Source organism: Bacteroides mediterraneensis (assembly GCF_900128455.1).
GTDB classification, from domain to species: domain Bacteria; phylum Bacteroidota; class Bacteroidia; order Bacteroidales; family Bacteroidaceae; genus Phocaeicola; species Phocaeicola mediterraneensis.
In genome coordinates this window covers 938928-955712 of record NZ_LT635783.1, presented here as the reverse complement: position 1 = coordinate 955712, position 16785 = coordinate 938928, and the positions used below count along the sequence as shown (strand labels likewise).

At 47.4% G+C, this 16785-nt stretch carries 11 protein-coding genes; 1 reads left to right on the top strand and 10 read right to left on the bottom strand.

Features of this window, described 5'->3' with window-relative positions:
• Nucleotides 1-47: 47 nt before the first annotated feature.
• Nucleotides 48-722 carry a DNA alkylation repair protein gene (locus BQ7480_RS03790; RefSeq protein WP_072541788.1) on the bottom strand — a complete coding sequence of 225 codons (675 nt, stop codon included), beginning with the start codon at nt 720-722 and terminating at the stop codon, nt 48-50.
• Nucleotides 719-2692 carry a dipeptidyl-peptidase 3 family protein gene (locus BQ7480_RS03785; RefSeq protein ID WP_072541787.1) on the bottom strand — a complete coding sequence of 658 codons (1974 nt, stop codon included), beginning with the start codon at nt 2690-2692 and terminating at the stop codon, nt 719-721. The genes BQ7480_RS03790 and BQ7480_RS03785 overlap by 4 nt, the downstream gene beginning before the upstream one ends.
• Nucleotides 2693-2884: 192 nt before the next feature.
• Here BQ7480_RS03785 and recQ point away from each other — a divergent pair, with 192 nt between their 5' ends.
• The gene (recQ, locus tag BQ7480_RS03780; RefSeq protein WP_072543885.1) at nt 2885-4705 is read left to right on the top strand and encodes a DNA helicase RecQ; all 1821 of its coding nucleotides are present in this window, start codon (nt 2885-2887) and stop codon (nt 4703-4705) included.
• Here the strand turns inward: recQ and BQ7480_RS03775 are convergent.
• From BQ7480_RS03775 to BQ7480_RS03740, 8 genes are all read right to left on the bottom strand, one after another.
• The gene (locus tag BQ7480_RS03775) at nt 4702-6351 is read right to left on the bottom strand and encodes a M64 family metallopeptidase (protein WP_072541786.1); all 1650 of its coding nucleotides are present in this window, start codon (nt 6349-6351) and stop codon (nt 4702-4704) included. The two genes, recQ and BQ7480_RS03775, sit on opposite strands and share 4 nt — an antisense overlap.
• A gap of 167 nt (nt 6352-6518) precedes the next feature.
• On the bottom strand, nt 6519-7754 hold the full coding sequence (locus BQ7480_RS03770) for a sodium ion-translocating decarboxylase subunit beta (protein WP_072541785.1): 1236 nt from the start codon (nt 7752-7754) through the stop codon (nt 6519-6521).
• Entirely contained in the window at nt 7754-9610 is a 1857-nt protein-coding gene (locus BQ7480_RS03765; RefSeq protein ID WP_072541784.1) for a biotin/lipoyl-containing protein, read from the bottom strand. The genes BQ7480_RS03770 and BQ7480_RS03765 overlap by 1 nt, the downstream gene beginning before the upstream one ends.
• A 28-nt stretch (nt 9611-9638) precedes the next feature.
• Entirely contained in the window at nt 9639-9896 is a 258-nt protein-coding gene (locus BQ7480_RS03760; RefSeq protein ID WP_072541783.1) for an OadG family protein, read from the bottom strand.
• Between the two features lie 148 nt (nt 9897-10044).
• Nucleotides 10045-10548 carry a nitroreductase family protein gene (locus BQ7480_RS03755; RefSeq protein ID WP_072541782.1) on the bottom strand — a complete coding sequence of 168 codons (504 nt, stop codon included), beginning with the start codon at nt 10546-10548 and terminating at the stop codon, nt 10045-10047.
• 13 nt (nt 10549-10561) lie between these two features.
• Nucleotides 10562-11230: a DUF2490 domain-containing protein gene (locus tag BQ7480_RS03750; RefSeq protein WP_072541781.1), complete on the bottom strand. Its 669-nt coding sequence runs from the start codon at nt 11228-11230 to the stop codon at nt 10562-10564.
• Between the two features lie 197 nt (nt 11231-11427).
• A complete protein-coding gene (locus tag BQ7480_RS03745; protein ID WP_072541780.1) occupies nt 11428-13491 on the bottom strand; it encodes a RagB/SusD family nutrient uptake outer membrane protein in 2064 nt (687 codons plus the stop codon).
• A gap of 20 nt (nt 13492-13511) precedes the next feature.
• Nucleotides 13512-16733, bottom strand: a complete 3222-nt coding sequence (locus tag BQ7480_RS03740; protein ID WP_139255702.1) for a SusC/RagA family TonB-linked outer membrane protein — start codon at nt 16731-16733, stop codon at nt 13512-13514.
• Nucleotides 16734-16785: the final 52 nt, after the last annotated feature.

Sequence of the window (16785 nt, the reverse complement as noted above, 5' to 3'; positions counted from 1 at the left end):
AATCGTTCAGCGGTCAAAGTTATATTTTTTTGAGTAATTTAGAAAGATTACAGGCTATATTCTATCTCATTTTTTAATTCTTCAGCCACCATACGGACCTCAGGTTTTGAAGATTTTATGAGATTTCCCAACATGCGGAGTACCTTGCGTGCATTAGTTTTTGACTGCAAGGCAAATTTACAAACCGCCTTTCCCGCCACATTGCGCATATCTGAATCTCCTTCCAATACGGTAAAAGCCTGGTCCAAGAATTCCTCCTCTGCCCGCTCGTTCAATGTCCATCCTTTCATCAGCAGACGGGCCATCAACAGATACCCGCAAAGCTGGAAATATTCACGTTCGTCGGCCATCCATGGGAAAACCACCTCCGAAGCGTATGGCAAACGCTGGAAAAGATTCATCACGGTATATTCAGCCAGTTCCGGATAGTGCATGTCTTCTATCCATATTTCTGCAATTTCCCGATAAAAGGTTTCTACAGGCTGGAGCAAACCGGCCATTATTTTACACTCACGGATATTCTCCTTCCATAACGCCTGGGCCAGTTCATGATTAGGCTCGTATCCTGCCGCAATCTCTTTAATACGTGGATATTCAATACCAAAATTCAATTTATAATCAAACCCTTTCTCCCGCATGCTTTGAGAAACCACTCCATTCATAAACAAACGGAACTTCGACTTGATTTCCCTTATCGTTTCATGTATTTCTGCTTCTGTCATCGTTTAATTTTTAAATTAGAATAATCGCGTCCATAACGAAGCATCTGCTCCGTATAACCTTCTGTATAATCTACTTTCACATCTACAATCCGGCCCTCCGCATCGTATTCAGGACGATACACGGGATTGACAAACCCCTTGTAGGGAGCCAGATGCAAGGCACGGTAACGGGCCAGCACTTCTTCGTGAAGCGACGCATCCAGTTTCACACCATATTTTTCCACCAAAGCACGAGCTGCTTCATAATTACCTTCGCTCTTGATACGCTGAATCTTGCTCAACAACATCCCAAAAAGCCCACGCAACTGAAGATAATCATTGACTTTTACATACGTCTTGCCTTCCTTCTGCACCAGTTCCACGACATTCATCGACTTCCCATATTCAAGAGCCCAACGGGCAATCAACTGACGATTACGCATGTGTGCCTCTTCCAAATCACGACCCGGTTCAATGCGTACCATCTGAGTGAGAAGTCCGTTCATCATATAGGCATAATATTCAGCTTTATAGGCTTCTTCATCAGGAGTCAATCCCAGCTCCACCAGCTTTTTATCAGCCAGATAATACAGGCCGAACAAATCGGCACGAGCTTCTTCAATCGTAGAACCATAGGCTTTCAAGGCATCCGGGTCAACTCCCGGAATCAATCTGCCAGAACCATGCCCCACACATTCGTGCAAATCCGTATGCAGTTCACTCGTAATATCAGCATATTTCTCCAACAAATCTCGCTCAGTCTGACTGTATACAAATTCTTCCCGGAAACCATTTCCTTTGGCCGCCTTGTTGTAAGCATCCGTCAAGTTTCCGATTGTCACCGACTTGGAACCATGACGACTGCGAATCCAGTTCGAATTAGGTAAATTGATACCAATAGCTGAACTCGGATACAAATCTCCTCCTAACATGGCAGCCGTAATGACCTTGGCCGAAACGCCCGTCACCACTTCCTTTTTAAAAGCTAAAGCTACTGGAGAATGGTCCTCAAACCACTGTGCATTTTGGCTGATGATTTCCGTACGCCGGGTAGCCTCTTCGTCTTTAAAATTCACAATAGACTCCCAGCTGGCTTTCATTCCCAACGGATCACCGTAACTTTCAATAAAGCCATTGACAAAATCCACCTTTGAAGCAGTATCTTTCAACCAAGCGATGGAGTAGGCATCAAAAGTCTTCAAGTCGCCCGTGCGGTAAAAATCCACCAACAAGCGAATCACCTCACGTTGTGCTTCACTCTCGGCTACGGCCTCAGCTTTCTCCAGCCAAGCAATGATTTTCTCGATGGCTTCCCCATACATTCCTCCTACTTTCCATACTTCTTCCCGAAAGATCCCGTCTTTCTTTACCAGCCGGCTGTTCATGCCATACATCACCGGATGAGGGTCTCCTGGTATTTTCAGGATGGAATAAAATGCTTCAGCCTCTTTCTGCGTCACACCTTCATAATAGTTGGCCGCAGAAGTCATCACCAGGTCTTCTCCATCCGCCTGGTTTACCCGTTTAGGCATGACTTGCGGATTGAAAATAACCGGAAACAGTTCATCACACATTTCCTCCACAGATTCTCCCTCCTTTAACGGGAGCTGTGAGGCATCCGCTTCTCCTATCCATTTCCGGAGAAATTCCGGAGAAAAAGAAGGCACAAATTTATCACATGCATAATGGTGATAAATTCCACTGGAGAACCACACCCGTTTCAAATAGACCTCCAGTCCCTGAAATTCGGTATCCTCCTTGTCACCCGTATAAGTCGTATAAACCACTTCCAGCAATTTCCGGATACGCAGATTATACTTCCCGTTCTGGTCGAAAAGGATGTCCCTTCCCTCCAAAGCCGCCTGCGACAAATAATAAACCAGCTCCTTCTGCCGTAAAGATAAATTTTCAAAGCCGGTCACACGATAGCGTAACAATTGCAAATCGGCAAATTGTTCTACTATATAATTAAAATTCTCTTGTGTGCTCATTCTAGTTCGTTCTAAATAAAATATTCTTATCACATAACTATACAAAAGTCGTAGAAGTTTTCCGATTTCACAACAATCCCCTCAAAAACTTTATCAAAAATCTTTACGCACAGACAAAACCCATCATAAAACAGCAGGGTTTTAAAATTTTCTCTATCTTTGTGAACAAAATTCAAAATCATGAGAGAACAAATGCTGAAAACCCTCAAATCTTATTTCGGGTACACTTCTTTCCGTCCGCTTCAGGAGCAAATTATCACCACCATCTTACAGAAAAAAGACACACTGGTACTCATGCCTACCGGAGGAGGAAAGTCCATGTGCTACCAGCTTCCGGCACTCATGATGGAAGGAACAACCGTAGTGGTCTCCCCTCTGATATCTCTCATGAAAGACCAGGTGGAATCTTTACAGGCCAACGGCATCATTGCCCGCGCGCTGAACAGTACCAACGACGAGACCACCAACGCCCAGCTCTATTTTGAATGCATACAAGGAAGGGTGAAACTGCTCTATATCTCTCCCGAGAGACTGCTCTTTGAAAGCAACCATCTGCTGCGCGACATCAAGATTTCCTTGTTTGCCATCGATGAAGCCCACTGTATCTCCCACTGGGGACATGACTTCCGCCCGGAATATACCCAGCTGAAAGTGATACGCCAATATTTTCCACAGGTACCTGTCGTAGCCCTGACCGCTACCGCCGATAAAATTACCCGGGAAGACATCATACAGCAACTGAACATGCGGAATCCGGAGATTTTCATCTCCTCTTTCGACCGGCCCAACCTGAGCCTGGAAGTAAAACGAGGTTACCCGCAAAAAGAAAAAATAAAAACCATTGCCAACTTCCTGCGACGCCACCGGAAAGAAAGCGGCATCATCTACTGCATGAGCCGTAACGGAACGGAGAAGGTAGCCAGCCTGCTCGAAGAAGAAGGATTTCATGCTGGAGTCTATCACGCCGGGCTATCGAACGAACAACGGGAAATGACGCAGGATGATTTCATCAACGACCGCATCCAGATTATCTGCGCCACCATCGCCTTCGGAATGGGAATTGACAAGTCCAACGTCCGATGGGTCATCCATTACAACCTGCCCAAAAGCATCGAAAACTTTTATCAGGAAATCGGACGGGCTGGACGTGACGGCCTGCCCAGTGAGACCCTTCTCTTCTATTCTTTCAGCGACATCGTCATGCTTTCCCGCTTTGCAGCCGAAAGCAACCAGCAGGGAATCAATCTGGAAAAGTTGAACCGCATGCAGCAGTATGCCGAATCCGACATTTGCCGCCGAAGAATCCTGCTGAACTACTTTGGAGAAACCATGGATCACGATTGCGGCAACTGCGACGTGTGCAAGAATCCTCCGAAACGTTTTGACGGTACCATTATCGTGCAAAAAGCCTTGAGCGCCATCGCCCGTACCAACCAGCAAGTTGGTACACGTACACTGATTGATATCCTCAAAGGATATGCCACATACGAAGTGACAGAAAATGGATATGACAAACTCAAGACTTACGGAGTGGGAAGAGACGTACCCGGAAAAGACTGGCAAGACTATCTGCTTCAGATGTTGAACCTGGGATACTTTGAAATTGCCTACAACGAAAGCAACCATCTGAAAATTACAGAGGCTGGGAAAAAAGTCCTGTTCGGAAAGGAACGCGCACAGCTGATCGTCATCCAAAGAGAGGACGCCCGCGGAAAGAAAGGCGCCAAAGGGCACAAGGACTCCGCTCCGGCACCATTATTCGTCTCAACCGTGTTCGAAGAAGAAGATGCGGAACTGTTCGAATCTCTCCGGCAGCTTCGGAAAAAGCTGGCCGACCAGCTGGCTATCCCCGCTTACATTGTGCTATCCGACAAGACACTGCACCTGCTGGCACTCAGAAAGCCGGAAACCATCGAAGAGTTTGGCGAAATCAGTGGCATAGGTGAATTCAAGAAAGAAAAATACGGAAAAGAATTCCTGACGGTCATCAGTGAACACCTGTACAAAGGCTAATACTGGAGTTTGTCCCCAGTCCACACCGGACGAGCCAGACGCTCCACAGCCTGTGCCGAACGGGTAGCCTTCTTTTCCGGAAGATGCGACCTGTCGAACGTCACAAAATCCTCCCAAGCCACCTGTTCCATTTCTTTTCCCAGCTTCATCACCTTGTCATAAAGAGCCTTGCGGGAAGGAGCGTTAAACCCGCATGCCGTTGAATTCATCATGCTGTCATCCGACGAACGATAAACTCCTTTAGGATAAGTACATCCCCCCTCATACACTCCAAGCGCATCGTTCTGGTAACGGGTATCCTTCAGGAATGGAGCCCAGCACACCGAATCAGCTACCTCCGTAAAACCCACATTCTGCGACCAGCCATTGGCCTGCATAGTCTTTATCTTCTGCTTTTCAAGCGTAGAAATACTGCCTTTCTCCGGATAAACATATTCATCCTCCAACTTTCCAAGACCATGGCCTATCGCCTCGTGCACCAAGACCCGGCGGAAAGATTCACTTTTCAAGTCTTCAACCACCGGACAATAGGCAACAGCAAACTCCACAAACCGTCCTTTCTCATCCTGATAGCCGAAATAGGTGGTTCCCGCATAAGCCGAAGTGTTGAGTACAACCACTGCCAGACAGTTTTTCTTTTCCGTTTGCTTCAGTGCCTTGCCCACATAAACCTGTACAGAGCTGTCGTCTCCTGTAATCGTCGCAGCTTTTCCTCCTGCCAACCTACAGCTGAATGCCGTTTGATACCCCATTCCGAAATCATTGTTTTCGGACACAGCCTGAACCATAAACACATCAAAATAAGCCCTAAGCGACTTTATCGGTTCTTCAGAAAACAAATTCTCCATTGCCGTTTCCATCACCTTACGGTAAATGCCGTCCGCTATCTCCTGGTCCACAAATCCATCTCCCATCAAGACAACCGGTATGCCTTTACCTTCTGTGTGTCTTTGCAAAATGTCCACTTTCCCATCCGCTGAAAAATCTACCGACTCCAGCACCTGACCGCCCAGTTGAGAAATCTTGACAGTAGCCAGCTTCTTCTGAGTCCCACTGGCTTCTTTCATAAACAGCAAATAAGCTGAACGAGACATCCCTCCTTTATTGGGAGCCACATTCAATACAACCTCATGCTTTCCCGCCGGAACTGCCCGGGTCGATATTTCTTTCCGCAACCAGTTCTCGGGCTCAGAAGGAGTATATATCCGCAAATTTTTCATCTCTACATTCGATTCGAAGCGGATGACAAGACTTTCTCCATCCACCTTCGCCAGATACTCCCCTTGTTCGGGCAACACATAATCGCCCACTTCCTGAGAAACGGAAACCTCATAAACCGCATCTCCGGATGTCAGTTTCACTTTAGTCTCCCGCAGCTGGTTGGAGTTATTCTCCGAAACCACCCTGACCGTCACTTTTCTTTCTCCTGCTCCTCCGGAAAGGGGAGAAAGAGTCAGCCATGTGGCATCCGTAGTTACATTCCACGTACCCGAACACGTAAATGAGATGGAAGCTTCCTTCCCTTCCACCGACGGCAACGTGACACTTTGCGTGACATTCTCAAACGGAACTATTTCCACTTCTTTTTGACAAGAAACGAACAACAAGGAAAAAATCAGATACAGGTTAAAAAGGTTAGCTTTCATACGTTGAATTAAGTCATTCTTGTGTTTTTTGCAAAAATGGGAAATAGTTTGCTGAGTAAGAAAAAATCTACTAAAAAAATGAAACAGAATGACAAAAAAAGATTCCAAAGAGCGTTTTTTCTGTCGCACTCTTTGGAATCTCGTCTATAACCAGAATCCTGTTCTATTTATCCGAGGAAGGAAATCAGCACACCTGCAGCTACAGCTGAACCGATTACACCGGAAATGTTACTTGCCATGCAGTATTGCAACACATGGTTCTTCGGATCGTATTTCAAGGCAATTTCATTGGCTACACGGCTGGCCATCGGCACGGCACTCAATCCGGTAGCTCCAATCAGCGGATTGATTTTCTTCTTGGTGAAGAGGTTGACCACCTTCACAAACAAGATACCACCTGAGATTGACAAGGCAAATGCCAGGAAACCACCCACCACGATACCGATGGTTGTCCAGTTCAGGAAGGCGTCGGTCGTCATGGTCGCACCCACGGAGATTCCCAGGAAGATGGTAGCTGCATTCATGATGCTGTTGGAAGCGGCATCAAACAAACGGGAAGTGTTACTACCGATTTCCTTCACCAGGTTACCGAACATCAGCATACCAATCAAAGGCACTGCACTCGGTACGAACAAGGCCACAATCGTGGTACATGCAATCGGGAAAATGATTTTCAGTACCCGCAGGTTCTTGATTTCCGTCTTCGAAGGATATTTCTTTTCCTGTTCCTTCATGTTGATGGACAGCTCCTTCTTCGTACACCAGATACGTACCACCAACGGTACGATGACCGGTACCAAGGCCATGTAGGAATAAGCCGCAATGGCAATCGGGCCCAGCAAGTGCGGAGCCAGCTTAATGGTCGTAAAGATGGCAGTCGGACCGTCGGCACCTCCGATGATACCCAGAGAGGCAGCCTCCTTCGGAGTGAAGCCCATCAGAATAGAAACCAGCAGTACGGCAAAAATACCCAGCTGGGCAGCCGCGCCGAAAATAGAAAGACGAAGATTACGCAACATCGGACCAAAGTCGGTCAGCGCACCCACACCCATGAAAATAATCGGGGGCAGGAATCCCGTCTTAATCAACATATAATAAATGAAGTTCATCAGTCCCAGGTCGTGCGCAATCTCATGCAGCGGCATTTCCCAGATGTTCTTCATCACACCGTTCACCATGACCATTCCGTTCTCATCGGCCTGCACAACCCCCATGTCGCCTCCCGGGAAGTTGGCCAGCAACACACCGAAAGCGATGGGCACCAGCAACAGCGGTTCATACTGTTTCTTGATACCCAGATAGAGCAGGACGAAAGCGATGGCATACATGATGAGAAACCGCGGGTCAGCAGCAATGTTGCTGAAAGCGGTCATATCATATAATCTTTCTAATATCTCTTCCATCACAAAATCTTCATTAATACGTCATCTTCTGATACGGAATCACCGGAATTTACACAAATGGCGGTCACCGTTCCACTGAATTCTGCACGGATGGCATTGTAAGTCTTCATTGCCTCCACGTAGCAAATCACGTCACCTTTATTTACCTTGTCACCCACTTTCACCGGTGTTTCCTGCGCACCCTTTGTCAGGAAGAACTTACCTTCCAGCGGAGAGAGGATTTCCTTTCCTTCGCCGGCCGGTACCTGTGCAGCCGGAGCGGCTTCCGCACCTGCCTGAGCACCCAGTTTGGCCGGATTGACATCACCAAAGGCTACCGTTACCCGATAGGCCTGACCGTTGACGTCTACCGTCAAGACCTTAGTCTGGTCGTTGGCCATGTGAACTTCTTCCTTGGCTTCACGACGCTTCTTCACATCCTCCAGGAAGTCGGCCTTGGCCTTTCCGCTCTTGTAGGCTTCATACTGAGCCGGATGCATGGCATATTCGAAGAGTTCCTCGTCGTCCTGTCCGGTCTCCCATTTCTTTTCCCACATCATCTGGCGGTATTTCTCCAGCTGGTCAGGATAGTTGTCCTGCGGGTTGCCCGTAAAGAACTTACGGCCTTCGCGTTCTGCCTTTTCCACGATTTCAGGAGCCAGTTTGCCCGGAAGCTGTCCGGCCTTACCCAAAATCATGTCCCAGATATCATCGGCAATCATGCCCCAGCGTTCCTTGCCTTTTTCCATCTGGATGACGTTCATCATGGCCAGGTTCTTCACATACTGGCTGAACGGAGTGACCAGACACGGATAACCGACACGCGGCCATACGTAAGCCACTTCATCGAACAGCTTAATCAGCAGTTCATCCTGTGTCATGAACGGCAGGTTCCGTTTTGCCTTGTATTTGTTGATAGATTCCAAGTTGGTATCCAGGTCGGCCATCAAGCTACCCATCATACCGCCCGGCAGTCCCGGTCCGATGAGCAGAGAGTTCATCAAGCGGTTTCTCGGACTGATGTACAAGCCCAGGAAGTCGTCCATGAATTCCTGAATCAGCGAGCGCACCTTCATATAAGCCTGCATGTTGATTTCCGGCACCTTGAAGCCCGCATCCTTCAGCATGGCCTGCACACTGATGACATCCGCATGTCCGGTTCCCCAAGACAACGGATCCATACCTACATCCACGTAATCACAACCGGCCTTGCAGACTTCCAGAATAGAAGCCATGTTGAAACCGGGTCCCGCATGTGAGTGATACTGAATCGTAATATCCTTGATTTTCTTGATGCCGGCCACCAATTTACCCAAGAACACCGGACGGCCGATACCAGCCATATCCTTGATACAGATTTCATCGCATCCTGCATCAATCAGTTTCTTGGCCATATCCAGGTAATATTCCACGGTATGAATAGGAGAATAAGTGATGCAAAGACAGCATTGTGAAATCATGCCGGCATCGTGTGCATAGCCGATAGAAGGGATAATGTTGCGCACATCGTTCAGTCCGCAGAACGTACGGGTGATGTCCGTTCCTTGTGCTTTCTTGACCTTATAGAACAATTTTCGTACATCGGCAGGCACCGGACTCATTCGCAAACCGTTCAGCGCACGGTCGAGCATGTGCGTCTGAATGCCGGCCTCGTGAAAAGGCTTCGTCCACTCTCGGACAGCCTTGTTCGGATTCTCCCCGAATAACAGGTTAACTTGTTCAAAACCTCCCCCGTTTGTCTCTACACGGGCAAAACACCCCATTTCAATAATGGCTGGGGCTACCTTTACCAACTGGTCTACACGCGGTACGTATTTTCCGGCACTCTGCCACATATCGCGGAAAACCAAACTAAATTTGACTTCTTTCTGTTCCATGATTCTACATGCGTGTTTTTCTAACGGACTACTGCAACTTTTCTACTTTTATTACCTGGCCTTTTCCGGCTGTCAAAATGTCGACGGCTGCCTTGATGGCATCCATCGCACCTGCATCAGTAGATGCTCCCGATGAAGTGTTTTTCTTTTTCGGAGCTTCCTCTGGAGCTACTTTATTGACAATGGAAATCAGAAGTTGGCTTAACCAGATAACGATGAGCAGAATTACGAAGACAGTGACCATTCCAACCACCATCAGCAATAATCCCAGTTCAAAGTTTTCCATTTTTCAACTAATTTGAATGTATATAAAAAGGCGCTCTTCAGAAAACCAAGTTCCAAAGAGCGTCCCAAAAGTAGAAATTTCAATCAAATTTTGTAGCTAAAACTCGTTAAATATTTGATATTTTGTTTACAAACCTACCATATTACTATCAAAATAAAATCTCATCCAACGATTTGCGCTTCTTAGCTGACATTTCCTGTTCGGCAGAATAGCCCATCGGAATCAGTACCGCAGGCTCTATATGGGCAGGCAACTGAAGCACTTCCCGGCAAAGAGGTACGTCAAAATTGCATACCCAGCAGGTGCCCAGTCCCTGCTCTGTGGCTGCCAGGCAAAGGTGCTCCACAGCAATAGCCACGTCAATGTCGGCATGGTCTTTCCCGTCCGACTTGCGATGCCATGATTCCTCGTGATTGACACACGCCACAATGAGGCAAGGCACATTGGATATCCATTCTCTCGGATAAGCCTTTTTCAGCTGCGACAACCGAGGCTCATCGGTCACCACCGCAAACTTCCACGGCTGAAAATTCACGGCCGAAGGAGCCATCCGCACACATTCCATCACATAATCCAGTTTTTCTTTCTCTACCGCACGAGGTTCATAACTCCGCACGGAATGACGTTGTTTTACCAGTTCCAAAAAATTCATCTCGATAATTCCTTTATAATTTTATTTCCAAATTGATTCCCATTACATTCAGACACCGCTTCACATCGTACTGCCGGCAGTAATATACATCCAAGGCCGTTTTCCGTGACAACCCCCAACGTACTCCTGGACGATAGCGGACACGCGGCAGCGAAAAGAAAGCCCCGCCACCTACCGGCTGAAACGACTCTACCGAGAAATAAGGATGCAGAATACATTCTTGGGGGGCATATTCAGCCTGCAGCCGCGAACGAAGTTGTGCTTCCTTTCCTCCTCCGATAAACGTATGCTGGAAAAGCTCCCTCCAGCCCAGCTTAAGGTCTCCCACAGGACCGGACACCACAAAACCTGCCTGATAGCGATGGCCGATTTTCCATCCCGCCTTTCCACGGTCACGGTACTGCAATTCGTAATAGCCTTTCAACTGCATCAGCGGAAGCACCCGACAGTTCACCCCCACATTCAGCCGTTCCCGTTCCATCTCTTTCAATCCCTGCTGGGTTCTTGCCTGAAAGGTGCCTCTGAACTTCCAATACCGGTTCATCTGCCAGTCTACCCGCACGCCCGTCCATGCGGCAAACTCTCCATGTGCCACCGCATACGTACGAACTGGCAGCAGCCATCCGACGCACCCCCAAATGACTCCGATAATCAAGCATCTACGCAGTTTCTGTTTCCTCATCACTATCTGCAGAAAGATTTAATTCCATATTCTCTGCAAGATATCAAGAAAATCTTGTATTTGCAAGCGCACCCCCGATAAACCAATTCCAAGTCCATCCGAAGATATAAAAAACTGCGGATATTGCGGAAAGACAACCTTTGTAAGCTGTCACTTCCGCCCTATCCGCAGTTCATCAGCAAAATTCAAGTATCTTTTTATTCTACAGGCTGTGCTCCCGTACTAGCCTCAATCTTCCATCCCGGATTCTGATAAATGACAGAAGAAGAGAAATTATCCGGGTCGACTGCCGTCTGACGAAATGCCGCCGCCCCGATGGGTTCAAGGTATTGAGCCTTGGAAAACAGAAAACCACCCTGCTTGGCAATGGAATTGTTGGCTGTCACCTTCTGATAAGGACAAATGTAATCACTTAAATCCTTGGAAGACATGTTTCCTTTCGCTGCATCCACAATGCATTTTTCCATCAAAGCCTTGTTGTTATTGTAAATCGTACCCCAAAACTTGGCCCCCTCTATGACATAAGGATGGTCACACAACTGGTCCATTGCTCTCCAGCGCTTCAAATCATCCCATCTGAACGCTTCCGCGCACAATTCATTACGACGTTCGCGACGGATATTATAAAGCGTCACATCGCTCAACAATTTCCCATGAGAATAAGCCGCCCAGTCTCCTTTGGCTTCTTCCTCCATTTTGGTTGCAGCATTCGTCACCATATATTCAGCTTTAATGCCAGCACGTGTTCTCAAGGCTTTCCAATATCGCTTTGCCCGATCGTCTAACGACGTATGCTTCTCATAATAAGCTTCCATATAGTTTAGCAAAGCCTCCGCCCCACGGAACACAATACCTCCAGACGTACCGTTTGCATGGTTCAGTGCCATCAGATAGGAATAATGTTTTCCCTTTTTCACGATATAACCGGTAGGAGCCATCGCTATGTTGGTACCAAAAATATAGTCAATCTTACAGGTATCCTCTTTTCCGGCAGAAGTATAATAGTTCACATCACCTTTTGCCAGAACCTTACCCGAAGCACTGACATATCTGTTGCCATTCATCCCATATTTTTCTGCCTCAAAATCATAAGGTTTCTTCGTGAAAATCACGATACGGGAATCCCTGTCCTTCAAAGTAGCGTTCACCCCCTGGTCTTCCCATTTCTTGTCATACCCAGACTTAGAATCATAAATCGGCAAGCCGTTTTTCATCAGAAACGAATTGACCATTCCTCGGGTCCATCCCGTACCGGCACCGTTACGGCACAGTTCCATCTGGAGATTGTTCACTATACCCAAACCGAGGTCGAACTTTTTCCACATCAGCACCTCCTCGTAACCTTCCATATTCTCGTCACAGAACATCGTATAGTATGGATTGATGGAACTTAAGTTTACATCCATACCTTCCGGCGTTTCCGTGTTCTTGGCAAGTTTATCTACCATCTTGTCACCGACCACTTGAGCTGCCGCAATCGCCTCATCCAAGAAATAAGCAATCGATTTTGCGGCATCGTAACCCTCACTGTCTTTTCCAGGCCATCCTTTACCTCCCGGCACGAAAGCCGTACCTGCATGATATTTTTCCCATGTAGCTTCATAAAGTGCCACACGGCTATGCAACAGATAAGCCACATTGCGGCTGATTCGGTTTTTCCCGCCCGGAGGCGTTTCCAGCAATCGCTTTTCGGCTTCCTTCAAATCGTTGATAATGAACTCGGCCACCTTATGACGGGGACGTCTCACACTGGCCTTCAGCAGAATCTCCCTGTCGTCTGGCAACGCCTTATCGATGATGGGCAAGTCGCCGAACGTTTTCAGCATATCAAAATATTTATATGCCCGCAATACATACATCTCTCCAATATAATGGCGGATATTGCCTGGCGCCCCCACTATATCTCCCTCTTTCGGAAGCACATTGTCGAAGAAATAATTGCAGGCACGTATTCCTTCCCATTTCCAGCCACCCACATTGGCTGCCACCTGTTTCTGTCCCGGTATCCAGTAGGCCGGAATCCCAGTCCCTGCCTGATTGTCCGTATGACTGTCCACTCCGAACAGATTACTTCCATACGCGCTCGTCACCGTCTGGAAACTATAACAGTTGATGGTATATGAGGCAAGATCATCTTCGGAAGAAAAAAATACTTCCGGAGTCACTTTATCCAAAGGTTCTCTGTCGAGGAAATCATTGCAAGCCGTCAATCCTCCCAGAAGTAACACACTGATTGATAATATTCCTATATGTTTTTTCATATCACTTATGCTTTATAAAATTAGAATGTTGCACTTAAACCAAATGAAATTGTTTTGGAAAGAGGATAGGTACAGCCGTCCCAATCACCCACACCGATTGTTTCCGGATCGAAAGTCTTGCACAAACCGGTAAATGTCAACAAGTTTTCTGCCGACACAAAGAAACGCAGGTTGTTCACATAGAATTTCTTGGTCAGCCCAGTCGGAAGCGTATAACCCAATGTCACGTTCTTCAAACGTACATACGATGCATTCTGCAAATAACGGCTTTGGGCATGCCGGTTCTTGTCACTGTTCATCGGACGCGGATAGTATCCATCGACATTCGGACCGAGCGGGCTCTTCGTATCTTCCGGACGGAAGTAATCCAAATGTGGCTTAAAGAAGTTTGTCTGCCAGTATCCCACCGAGCCCCAGAACATCGTAGCTCCGGACCCAGGCATATAGTCCCGCTTCAAGGTACCCTGGAAAAAGACTTTCAAATCAAAGCCTTTCCATGCCGCATCAAAGTTAAGTCCGAAATTATAGCGTGGAGTACTGTTACCCAGCAACACTTTGTCTCCATGGTCATCCAATGTATTGGCCCCTTGGTTCACTCCATCCTTTCCGTCAAGGTTGGCATACATGATATCTCCTGCCCCCCAGTTGTCGCCCCATGAGGGTTTGGCCGTCTTCAAGTGGTTGTCCATTTCTTCCTGTGTCTTGGCAATGCCCACAGTCTGATATCCCCAGATATCTCCCAGATGTGCTCCTTCGTAGTACCGCTGTCCAAGGTCTTTCGACGGATTAGGATACTTGTCAATCACTACCTGATTATCCGAAAGAGCCAGCGTAATTCCATAACGGAAGTCCTTGATCTGGTCTCTCCAGCTCACCTGAAGTTCCCATCCCTTGGATGTCATGTCCAGGTTATTCACATCCGGCACCGCAATACCCAGCACTCCCGGAAGTTCCATACCCGGTCCGACCATATCTTTCGATTTTCTCTGGAAATAATCAAAATTCAAGTTCAGACGATTTTCGAACAAGCCTAAGTCGAATCCTAAATCGAGCGTCTGCGTCTTCTCCCAACCCAGCAAAGCGGAAACCAGCTTGCCCTCAGAGGAAGTGTTCGGTTTTTGCCCATTGACAACCCATCCGCCACTACTTGGGCGATAATTAACAATCCGGTAGAAAGGATACCAGTTGTCTGTATTCTGGTTACCCAGTTCTCCCCATGAGCCACGAATCTTCAAGGTATTCACAATCTGCGAATAAGGTTCGAAGAAAGCCTCACGCGCCACATTCCATCCCGCAGAGAAAGACGGGAACACATTCCATCGCTTGTTTCTCAGGAAACGGGAAGTACCATCGTAACGGACATTGGCCTCCAGCAGATAACGTTCCTTGTAATCATAGTTCACACGACCGAAAAATCCCACAGTAGCCCATTCGGCATACCCGCCGCTTACCTGGGCATTCGTCGTGGTAGTATTCAACGTGGGGAGTCCGGCAATAATACCATCTTGCCGGGCATTCATGTCGCGCCGCTTAAACAGTTCACTCTGGAAACCGGCCATGAATTTCATGTGATGTCCGCGTTTGGTCTCCAAGCTATATTCCGTAAAAATGTTCGGATTAAAGAAATTACTCTTAAAAGCATATTCCGACACACTGCTCGTCCTATTGGCGATTACGAACGGATTTTTATTTGAATCATAACCATACACGGTCTGAAAATCCGTATGCGCAAAGTAATTGTTGATCCGATAGTTCAGCTCTACCGTGGTTTTCCAATTCTTTATCGGCTCAATGAGAAACTGAAGCTGCTGGGCAATGACATCCGACTGTGTCTTGTAACGTCCGCCCTGAGTCAGCTGATACACCTTGGACTCCTGCGTATAATAACCGTTCGGGTCTTTCAACGGAATCACCGGCCAATACCGGCATACATCAAAATAAAACACATTCGAACGGTTGTTACCTGCACTGGCAAACGAAGGAGCGTCATAGTCCGAGCGGTTGAAACGAATACTGTAACCCACTTTCAACCATTTGGCCAGTTCCGCATTGATTTTTCCAGTAAAGGAATAACGCTGTTTGCCGTCATCCCCATATTTCAGCAATCCACCCTCATTCAGGTAATTCGCCGACAAATAATACTGCATGACTTCCGTACCCCCGTTCACGCTCAGGGCATGTTCATGCGTAAAGCTGTTTCCAAACAATTCATGCAACCAGTCCGTATTGGCCGCAGGCATCATGTCCTTTCTTTCCGGGTCGTCGAATGCATTCCATCGCCCGGAATTTTCGGCCCACATGAAAGGAGCCGATTTGTCTTTCTGATGAGCCAGAATCTGCTGCAATTTGGTTTCACTGTACATCGGAGCCTCTCCGTTATTTGCCATCTGGTCGTTTACAGCCAAGGCAAAGCTATAAGAATCGGCCATGTGAGGCATGTTGAGCGGCGACTTGAAACGGAAATTGTTGTTGTAATTCACACTCGGTTTGCCCGATTTTCCTTTTTTGGTCGTAATGAGTACGACTCCCCCCGGAGCACGTGAACCATAAATTGACGAGGCAGCCGCATCTTTCAATACGGAAATGTTCTCGATATCCTGCGGATTGATGGCATTGATATCGCCTTCCATCCCGTCAATCAGCACAAGAGGAGTCACGGAAGACCCTTTACCGATAGTACCCGTACCACGAATGTTGAACACTTTGTTTCCTTTCAAGGAACCCCCATCGGAACTGGTGGAAATATTCATGCCAGGCACTACTCCTTGAAGTGCCTCTACCGTAGAACTCACCGGACGCGAAGTAATTTCTTTGGCATTCACTGAAGAAACGGCACCCGTGACATTCACCTTTTTCTGCGTACCAAAAGCAACGACCACCACCTCTTCCAGAGCCTGTGTGTCATCTCTCAACACAATGTTGAGCGGCTGGCCAGACCAAACGATTTCTTGTGTGACATAACCCACAAAAGAAACCTCAATGACAGCCCCTTTTTTCACTCCGGCAATCTCAAATTCACCATCCAGTCCGGTGATACTTCCCACCGTACTGCCTTTTACTACTACAGATGCACCTATCACGACCTCACCCGTGGCATCTTTCACTACACCCTTACAAGGATTCATTTGTTGAACTACATCTGTTCCTGCCATACCCGCATAGGAAGATGAAGCAACTGCTGTTCCGGTCGCCAACAACCCTAGGGACCACAGCATACCTACTGTTCTGATTTTTTTAATCATAATATTTTTTTTAAGGTTACGACATTCTACCCGAAACGAACGGGGAAGAATT

Bases quoted from the DNA above. Each gene is read 5' to 3' on its own strand.
- BQ7480_RS03790 (WP_072541788.1), bottom strand. From the start codon at position 722: ATGACAGAAGCAGAAATACATGAAACGATAAGGGAAATCAAGTCGAAG.
- BQ7480_RS03750 (WP_072541781.1), bottom strand. From the start codon at position 11,230: ATGAGGAAACAGAAACTGCGTAGATGCTTGATTATCGGAGTCATTTGG.
- BQ7480_RS03745 (WP_072541780.1), bottom strand. From the start codon at position 13,491: ATGAAAAAACATATAGGAATATTATCAATCAGTGTGTTACTTCTGGGA.
- recQ (WP_072543885.1), top strand. From the start codon at position 2,885: ATGCTGAAAACCCTCAAATCTTATTTCGGGTACACTTCTTTCCGTCCG.
- BQ7480_RS03760 (WP_072541783.1), bottom strand. From the start codon at position 9,896: ATGGAAAACTTTGAACTGGGATTATTGCTGATGGTGGTTGGAATGGTC.
- BQ7480_RS03740 (WP_139255702.1), bottom strand. From the start codon at position 16,733: ATGATTAAAAAAATCAGAACAGTAGGTATGCTGTGGTCCCTAGGGTTG.
- BQ7480_RS03775 (WP_072541786.1), bottom strand. From the start codon at position 6,351: ATGAAAGCTAACCTTTTTAACCTGTATCTGATTTTTTCCTTGTTGTTC.
- BQ7480_RS03785 (WP_072541787.1), bottom strand. From the start codon at position 2,692: ATGAGCACACAAGAGAATTTTAATTATATAGTAGAACAATTTGCCGAT.
- BQ7480_RS03765 (WP_072541784.1), bottom strand. From the start codon at position 9,610: ATGGAACAGAAAGAAGTCAAATTTAGTTTGGTTTTCCGCGATATGTGG.
- BQ7480_RS03770 (WP_072541785.1), bottom strand. From the start codon at position 7,754: ATGGAAGAGATATTAGAAAGATTATATGATATGACCGCTTTCAGCAAC.
- BQ7480_RS03755 (WP_072541782.1), bottom strand. From the start codon at position 10,548: ATGAATTTTTTGGAACTGGTAAAACAACGTCATTCCGTGCGGAGTTAT.